Raw genomic sequence first — 7,897 nt, forward strand, 5'->3', positions numbered from 1 at the left:
CTAGGTTTATTTGGTATGCCCATTTTTAAAGATACCAAATATTTCGAGAGTTTTTTGGTTATATGAACGAAAGTTCATTGTGTTTCCATTCTTAAGTGGATAGGCATGTGACGCTGCCCCAATTCCTCCCGTCAATGCGATACCTGTTGCTAATGCTCCAACTACTAATTTCTTGAACATAATAAATCCCCCTTTAATAGTTTTTTATAACTTGCACCTTAAATATATCACTTTTGTTATTTTTGTAAATATTTTGAATTTGTAGAAATATTTATTTAATTTTTTTCCAATATTTGTAATTCGTTTTATCAAATGAAAAATAGAGGTATTTATGGTTATATGTAACAATGCATGTTCATTTAGAAAAAAATCGTGATAAAATCTAAGCACCTGTTCTATTTTTTTCAATTAAAATGGAAACCTTACTTCTTATTTACCCAAATGGGAGGCGCTTTATGGCGTCTTTTTTTTATTTTCAAAAGGCCATGCTCATTTAATCCATAAAAACATAAAGTAATTTGAATCCATTAAAATACATGAGTGACTCCTTATTTTTCTCCTACTCTTTAAAGGAGGAATTATTATGGGCTTTGGTGGTAGCTGCGGTGGTGGCTGTGGCTTTGCAGGAGGATTTGCTTTATTAGTTGTATTATTTATTTTATTAATTATTGTCGGAGCTTCTTGCTTCTGCTAAAAACTATGGGAAAAGACACTCTTATTTGGGTGTCTTTTTTTGGTACATTAAAAAGCCTCACCATCCTATTGAGATGGTGAGGTGCTTATGTATATTATTCACTATCTTGTTTTCTCTAATACTTTCTTCTTGATTGAACATCTATTACGTTGCAAACATTGCAAAAAGAATCATTACTACAATTACGAATACGGAAAAAACATAGACCATACTACTAGTAGTACCTTCCTTATTTTGCTTGTTCTCTTCTTGCGTCCGTTGTACAGCATAAAAGAAATCACATATAGCAGAAAAAATTTCTAACAATATCTGCATAACTTATTTGCCTCCCCTTATAATATATGTGCAGTATTAATTAACCAATAATTTCCTTATCTATTATATCAGCTAGGGTACATGGAACAATAACTAATTATTTTTATAATTTAATGCATTAATCAATATGGCATTAATACAGGATAGTCCAAGTTAGAGGAAGGCACCTTTGGGTGTCTTTTTTTATTTATCTTCGACAGTGAAAATCATACATTACACATTTATGATGAGATTTCTAACATCACAAGCGGAACAAATGCAATTAATAGAATCGGTAAATATCTAATCGTTAAAATGTATGAATTATAAAATTTAAAAGACTATAAAAATGCAAAAGTACTTATTTATTTACCTGAGTCACATAAAGATTTTGGTTTAGTATCTTACGGTTATCATGCAGAAATAGATGCTTTCGATTTTGGACTTGATATTAGTGATGTAACAAAATATCAAGCATTTATAGAACTCACTAAAAATCATGTATAGTTCACGAAACTGTTAGAAGAAATAGCAAGAAAAAAAGACAAAAGTATTATAACTTTTGTCTTTTTATTTTAAGGGTATCCATTCGTAACTTTCCCATTCTTTAGGCTTCTTATCATACGATCCCCAACTGTAACAGCGCTATTCCAATAACCTTCATTTGCAATTCGAATATAAGGTTCAGATAAGTCTTCGTTCTTAACCAAATTTTCATATGGATTACTAAAATTGAAAGAGCCATTATAAACAGCTGGATAGTGAAGATCTCCTTTGTATAATAAATCTCTACCAGGTGGTGAAAAACCACTCCCTGGCCGAATAAACTTACCAGTCATTTGTAAGTCATCCGATGTTACAAAAGTATTATCATCCCCATTATAAAATGGTACATCAGCATTTTTCGCCTCAGCTACTGTAGGCAATGCTATCAAAACTGAAGTGCAAACAAACAATATTTTACTTTTTAGTTTCACTATTTCCCCTCCTAAAACATAAAAAAGGACAAACCTGTACCATTGGTTAGGTACGTAAGGTTTGTCCTTCACGTATTTCATTATAAAATCATATTATATTTATAAATTATTATATCATTATTTAGGTTGAACGTTTATATACATTGTATGTTCAGTCATAGATTGTCCTATGCGAATTTTGTAGTTTCCTTTTTGATAATTATTTATTGTTTTTGCATCAACCGTTTCTTGAATCTCTTTATCTAAATTCAAACCATTTAGTAAAGTAGTCCACTTTTTAGCCAATTCAACTGTTGCTTTATTGTTATCTAAAAATAAAATTTTAAAATCATCTGGGCTCCCTGCTACAGAAAATTGAGCTCCGATTGATCCTTCTGGAAGATACATGTTTTTATCTACAATATGTACAGGATCTTTATACTGAAGATTTGTATTATATTTACTATTAATTCCCTTCAAAATACCCTGTGCTTCTTGAGATAATTGTTTCTGTACTACCGGTGTATTTAACGATTCCGGATAATAAGTGAAATCCTCTGCCACAAGACTTGCATCTAATCCCTTTGGTAATTCAGGTTTAGTTTCTGGTTTTTCTTCTGGTTTCGTTTCAGGTTTTGGATCTGGCTTTACTTCTGGTTTTTCCTCTGGCTTTGTTTCAGGTTTCGGATCTGGCTTCACTTCTGGTTTTGTTTCAGGCTTTGGATCTGGCTTCACTTCTGGTTTTTCCTCTGGTTTTGTTTCAGGCTTTGGATCTGGTTTCACTTCTGGTTTTTCCTCTGGTTTTGTTTCAGGCTTTGGATCTGGTTTCACTTCTGGTTTTTCCTCTGGTTTTGTTTCAGGCTTTGGATCTGGCTTCACTTCTGGTTTTGTTTCTTTTTCAACTGCATTAATAGAGTTATATAAGAATTGACTATACGCTTCACGTGTTACAAACATTTTTGGAGAATACATATTATCTCCTGTACCAATTGTAACCCCATTTTCCTCTAATGCACTAATTGCACCGTAAGACCAAGAATTTTTATCAACATCTGCAAATTTTGTTGTTTTCGTTGCCTTAAATTTAAATGCATTTGTAAGCACTTGTGCCATTTGTTCACGAGTTAAAATATCATCTGGACCATATTTCCCATCACCAAATCCATTTACAAGTCCTGCTTTAGCAAGTGCTAAGATTTCTTTTTCAAACAAATGTCCTTTAATATCAGTAAACGGATTTTTGAAGCTAGCATCTGCATCTGCTGGTTTTACGTACATATAAATCATACGAGCAACTTGCCCACGGGTTACATTGTCACCAAAGCCAAAGATATTATTTCCGTACCCTTGCACTACTTTACGATTTGTTAAATCATAAATTGCTTTTGTAGACCAGTGATTTGCTGGAACATCATTGAATTTTAATGAATCTGTGTTATCAGCAGCTTTCGCTGTAAATGCTCCTGCCCCTAATAAAGATGTACCCATAATTGTTAGTGCTGTTGCTGTTTTTAAAAATTTGTTAGTCATTGTTTGTTCCTCCAAATATATTAGTTTTTTCATAGTTTCTTTTATTGTACCTAATTTAAACATAAAATCCAGATAATTTAACATATAAATTAATTAATTAATTAACATTTTTTATAACTTCTGTTCTATATAGGTATATTTTCCTGGCAAAAAAACTATACTTTTCAGCATAGTCTTTTATAGTACAAATCTTAGAATTTTCATTACTTAAAATATACTTGTCCCAATCCCTCTTTACTCGCCCATATCGGAGCTTTTATGCCATCTACACCAATCAGCTTAAATATGAAGAAATGGTGTTCTGCTTTCACCTTAAAAGAAAGGGATTGATTATGATCGATGCGTCCCTTTGTATACTCATACTTCCATCCATCCATCTTTTCTTCTTTCATTCTTTTCTCTATCCCAGGGACTAAATCCACCCTTTTTCCATTATAATCATATTGAAATCCACCCTTATTTTCTGCGATTTCTACTATATCAGCAGCAAAGTTATGTGCTTTCACTAACTGTATTCCATACAAAACGCCTTCGGGTAAAAGGCTAATTAATAATAAAGAAAAGGTAAGGAATAGAGCCGTAGTTACTGTATTTTGCATTTTTAATGCACCTACTCTTTTTCTTTATTTTACGTTTCCACCTAATTGTTTTTCTTTTTCATTCGCATCATAAATAATAATACTTCTCGCTTTACTCTTTATCGTTTCTTTTTTTTCATCAAATTGCTTAAAATAACTAGCAGCTTCTACATCACCTTCGACAGCAATCATTGCTGGTTTTTCCTGTACATCATGTACAGTGAAGTTACGTTTTGAAGCGGGATCTTTAAAATCCGCATTACCGTTATACGCCTTTTCAAACTCTTGTTTCGCTTTTTCTGGATCAATAGCTATTTCTTCTTCTGCACGCAGAGTACCAACTTTTACAGACTTAGCCACAGCTATCTCGCCTCCCCTTTCTAAAGACGATTTATTATCAGTATGTGTTGTATCTCCAATCACCATATCAGTTACAAAGAATAGACAACCTACAAATAACAGCAACATACTTGCTGCAACAATAAACTTTTGCATTCCTCTTCATCCTCCTTAACTTTCAGACTTTCGAAATCGAAATCCGCTTAAAATAGAATTTTTTTGGGGGTTCAACAATTGATTTGGCAGCAATAACTCTGCTATTTCCTTCATTATTCCTTCTAACTCTTTATAATAGTTGCGAATTGATAGTAACGTACTACTATTCAATTGTGACTCGAACACATCTTCTATTTCATATGGTGGTAAAGCAGTTAATACCTTATCTCCAAAGCATTCTTCTACTATTTCATGCTTTAAAAGTACAGGAGAAAACTTATTCCCAATGATCCTCACTTTCTCTAAACCTAAGTAAGAAACGAGCTTTCTCTCTTTTTGTGTAAGAGGATGCGCTATCTTTAGCAATTGATGCAGATCTGGTTCCGCTACAAAGAATATGTAATCCGCCATTTCACATATCTCATGGTATAAATTTTTATCCCAATCGCTCCCTGCATCAATAATAGATATAGGTGCTTCTTGGTTGGCCAATAAAACCTTAATAAAATGGTCGAAGTCCTGCTCTGTTTCGTTTTTCAGCTCTTGGTCAACTATAGGATTCTTTACAATATAATTTATTCTTCCTTGCTTCCATTTTGGAATTAATAATATATCAGATTCCTTCTGTAGCATCTCTTTATATCGCTGCAACATAAATTCACTACGATAGTTTTCTGGCGCTTCTGTATATCCCTTTAATAACGGATACGTATAACCATCATCATATAAGTTCTCTATATAATTCACATCAATCTGTAGTTCATTTAAGTAAGCTGCTAAAAGATGTGAAACAAAAGTGGCACCACTTCTCCTGTTCATGCTGGCCACAACAATTGTTCGTCTTGGAATAGCAATACCAATTTGTTTTTCATATACTGGCTCAAAAGCCAATTTATACTGTTTTTTAATAATTGGCGCTTTTGACGTTTCCTTCTGAATAGACTTACGGTTTTGTTTGTTTTTAAATAGTTTATTGGATTTAGAAGAAGGTTCATTTTTGCCACCTTCCTCTAATTCACTTGATACTTTCTCTTCTTCCTCATCAACAAGAACCTTGGGCACCTTTGTTTGTTGCGGTGCTTGACTTGTTCCTACAATTTCCACTACATTTTTAATATCCGATTCCTGTAGCAGCTGCGGGATGACTTTATTATCAATGTCAATTTTACGAGAGTTAAAAATGTCATAGATACCTAGATAAATCAGTTTCGCTAAAAATTCATCATTATTTTCACGCTCTGTAAATACTACAATGCGAATATCTCGCTGAAAGCGAATGTCTCTTAACTTCTGTAAAATAATTAATTCTCGCTTATCTTCGTGTCCTGCATCAATATTTAATCGTTTGTCATTAATACATAGAATATCAGGTTGCTCCGTATCTAGAATTTCATCTAAATACTTTATGTGCATGACATCACTATCAGCCACTTCAAATCCTGCACCAACAAAATCCTCACGTAAATATGCCGTATACACAGTATCACTAATAGCTAATACAATCTTTTTCATTATGAAAAACTCCTCTTTGATAGAAAATCACTTTAAAGTAATAGCATGTTTTCAAAAGGCACTTTTGTTGCGTTTTGTATTTTTGTTAATAGTTCGGTGAGAAGTGATTCTATTTCAAATCCCTTCAAATTACATGGCATATTATCAATAAGGTTGTATTTGACTCTAACCTCTAAACGATCCTCGATTTCTTCTAACGGTACCGCACTAAATAAACTTTGTTCATATATAAATCCATCTCGAAGATTTTTTTGTATTTCTGTCTTGTCTTTGTAAACAATGGTTACTTGTGCTAATTCAATAAAAGGGTTATCTAAAGTTAATTTCGTATTCCAGTTTAGACTCCAGATTTCACAACGACCGTCTGCATGCACAACATTAGCAGCTACAGATGGAGTAATTGTAAATAAACGATCTACTGGAACATTTGTAAATGTAGTTGTTTTTCCTTCTACTACTTTCAGTCCTCTTTCCTCACGCTCATGCTCAAGTGCAATTTCCGCACCAAACAATGCAATTTCACAAAACACTTGCTCCATTATGGGTTTAATGCCTTCATACGTTCGAACAGCAAATACACTAAATTCTTGTGTTTCATCCGTTCGAACTAATTCATAAATGCTAAATTCCGCTGCATTTACAATTGCAAAAGGAATATCTTGTACAAAATTAGGATTTGTAAATAGCGAATCCGGAATCACTGTCTCTGGATGTTTGAAAAACTCTAAACCAAGCTGATATCCTTTTAGAAATGCATTCTTAGCAGCAGCTGGGAATAATGTTTCGAATCTTTTGAGACTGCTTTTAAATTGCTTCTCTTCGACCTCGTTATTAAATTCTCTATCTTGTAAAATGTTTACACGATCAGCAAGCATTAAAAAATAGTAGTTAATAAGAGAATTAATTCTCTCCTCAAAAACTTGATTATCTTTACAATATTTATCAAATCTTCTTTTACTTTCACTAATAATTTCATTCATTCTTTAATACTCTCCTTATCATTTTCTAGTTATTAAATAAAAAAAGACACACCAATGGCAGGTATATGCCCTCGGTGTGTCCGTTTAGCAAGAATTAAATATCTCTCGATTCGTATATTAATTTTAAACAATAAAACTTATGTATAAGATTATCTCTATAATATCTAAATGTCAATACTACTTCGCAACTATTAATTAAACTCACAAAAATAATGCTTCTAATTGATTAACCTTTTTCTTTTTTTGCATATGTCATTTAATCACCTAATTCAGGTAATACTATTAGTATATCTAAGTACAGGGTTTTCATACCAAAATTTCGATTTATATTTACAACTAAATTTCAAAAGTAAAAAACCATTCATTTAATATATTCCTTACTTAGAGAACTTTAGATACAAAACAATCTTTATAGTACTCATAGCATAACTAACAGCAAACAACTAAAACATATTAATGTTATGTAAACAGTAAGGTAGTACAAACACGTTCAGTTGATATTAACATATCAACTGACATTGACATGAAATTACATATTGAGAGATGAATATAAGTTAAACTAACCCATCCAGGTCATACCTAAGCCAACTTATTAATTACATATTTCGCAAACAAAGATTATAAAATAACTTTTGAGTTCCTAATTTAATTATTAGACAAAAAAGCATGCAAATGATGAATATACATCCATACCATGTTTTCCTCGTAAGAATTAAAATGACTTTTAGTTTGCGCATACTCAAATTTGTATAAATGCTAACTTAAATATGTACATTAACGCTTGAATAAATATGTACATTTTCAATTGGATTCTCCATACTGACTCTGAGGTGGTTAGTATGTATATTAAGCTAGATA

8 protein-coding genes and 1 pseudogene are annotated in these 7,897 nt (G+C 32.2%); 1 reads left to right on the plus strand and 8 read right to left on the minus strand.

Translation table 11 applies throughout. The annotated features are described in order from the left end of the window. Positions 1-6: 6 nt before the first annotated feature. On the minus strand, positions 7-180 hold the full coding sequence (locus ACS2CR_RS32620) for a hypothetical protein (RefSeq protein WP_438906138.1): 174 nt from the start codon (positions 178-180) through the stop codon (positions 7-9). A 403-nt stretch (positions 181-583) separates the two neighbouring features. Here ACS2CR_RS32620 and ACS2CR_RS32625 point away from each other — a divergent pair, with 403 nt between their 5' ends. Beyond that, the gene (locus ACS2CR_RS32625) at positions 584-694 is read left to right on the plus strand and encodes a YjcZ family sporulation protein (RefSeq protein ID WP_000505681.1); all 111 of its coding nucleotides are present in this window, start codon (positions 584-586) and stop codon (positions 692-694) included. 144 nt (positions 695-838) lie between these two features. Here ACS2CR_RS32625 and ACS2CR_RS32630 read toward each other — a convergent pair whose 3' ends face one another. The 7 genes and pseudogenes from ACS2CR_RS32630 to ACS2CR_RS32660 all read right to left on the minus strand — a co-directional run bounded on the left by ACS2CR_RS32630 (position 839) and on the right by ACS2CR_RS32660 (position 7,039). Next, entirely contained in the window at positions 839-1,009 is a 171-nt protein-coding gene (locus ACS2CR_RS32630) for a hypothetical protein (protein WP_001166431.1), read from the minus strand. A gap of 584 nt (positions 1,010-1,593) precedes the next feature. Further along, positions 1,594-1,965 (minus strand): annotated as a pseudogene (locus tag ACS2CR_RS32635) (hypothetical protein); the annotation flags it as partial. Between the two features lie 117 nt (positions 1,966-2,082). After that, a complete protein-coding gene (locus tag ACS2CR_RS32640; protein WP_325839130.1) occupies positions 2,083-3,537 on the minus strand; it encodes an S-layer homology domain-containing protein in 1,455 nt (484 codons plus the stop codon). A 140-nt stretch (positions 3,538-3,677) separates the two neighbouring features. Then, a complete protein-coding gene (locus ACS2CR_RS32645; RefSeq protein WP_001181726.1) occupies positions 3,678-4,073 on the minus strand; it encodes a DUF4320 family protein in 396 nt (131 codons plus the stop codon). Between the two features lie 24 nt (positions 4,074-4,097). Next, positions 4,098-4,547 carry a hypothetical protein gene (locus tag ACS2CR_RS32650; protein ID WP_001168898.1) on the minus strand — a complete coding sequence of 150 codons (450 nt, stop codon included), beginning with the start codon at positions 4,545-4,547 and terminating at the stop codon, positions 4,098-4,100. 15 nt (positions 4,548-4,562) lie between these two features. Continuing rightward, entirely contained in the window at positions 4,563-6,059 is a 1,497-nt protein-coding gene (locus ACS2CR_RS32655) for a hypothetical protein (protein ID WP_153603147.1), read from the minus strand. A 32-nt stretch (positions 6,060-6,091) separates the two neighbouring features. Next, the gene (locus tag ACS2CR_RS32660; protein ID WP_097987550.1) at positions 6,092-7,039 is read right to left on the minus strand and encodes a hypothetical protein; all 948 of its coding nucleotides are present in this window, start codon (positions 7,037-7,039) and stop codon (positions 6,092-6,094) included. Positions 7,040-7,897 lie beyond the last annotated feature (858 nt).

It is taken from the genome of Bacillus cereus group sp. BceL291, assembly GCF_051776705.1.
Classification (GTDB): domain Bacteria; phylum Bacillota; class Bacilli; order Bacillales; family Bacillaceae_G; genus Bacillus_A; species Bacillus_A cereus.

Coding starts and splice junctions, on each gene's coding strand:
- ACS2CR_RS32620 (WP_438906138.1), bottom strand. CDS start 180: ATGTTCAAGAAATTAGTAGTTGGAGCATTAGCAACAGGTATCGCATTG.
- ACS2CR_RS32625 (WP_000505681.1), top strand. CDS start 584: ATGGGCTTTGGTGGTAGCTGCGGTGGTGGCTGTGGCTTTGCAGGAGGA.
- ACS2CR_RS32630 (WP_001166431.1), bottom strand. CDS start 1,009: ATGCAGATATTGTTAGAAATTTTTTCTGCTATATGTGATTTCTTTTAT.
- ACS2CR_RS32640 (WP_325839130.1), bottom strand. CDS start 3,537: ATGTTTAAATTAGGTACAATAAAAGAAACTATGAAAAAACTAATATAT.
- ACS2CR_RS32645 (WP_001181726.1), bottom strand. CDS start 4,073: ATGCAAAATACAGTAACTACGGCTCTATTCCTTACCTTTTCTTTATTA.
- ACS2CR_RS32650 (WP_001168898.1), bottom strand. CDS start 4,547: ATGCAAAAGTTTATTGTTGCAGCAAGTATGTTGCTGTTATTTGTAGGT.
- ACS2CR_RS32655 (WP_153603147.1), bottom strand. CDS start 6,059: ATGAAAAAGATTGTATTAGCTATTAGTGATACTGTGTATACGGCATAT.
- ACS2CR_RS32660 (WP_097987550.1), bottom strand. CDS start 7,039: ATGAATGAAATTATTAGTGAAAGTAAAAGAAGATTTGATAAATATTGT.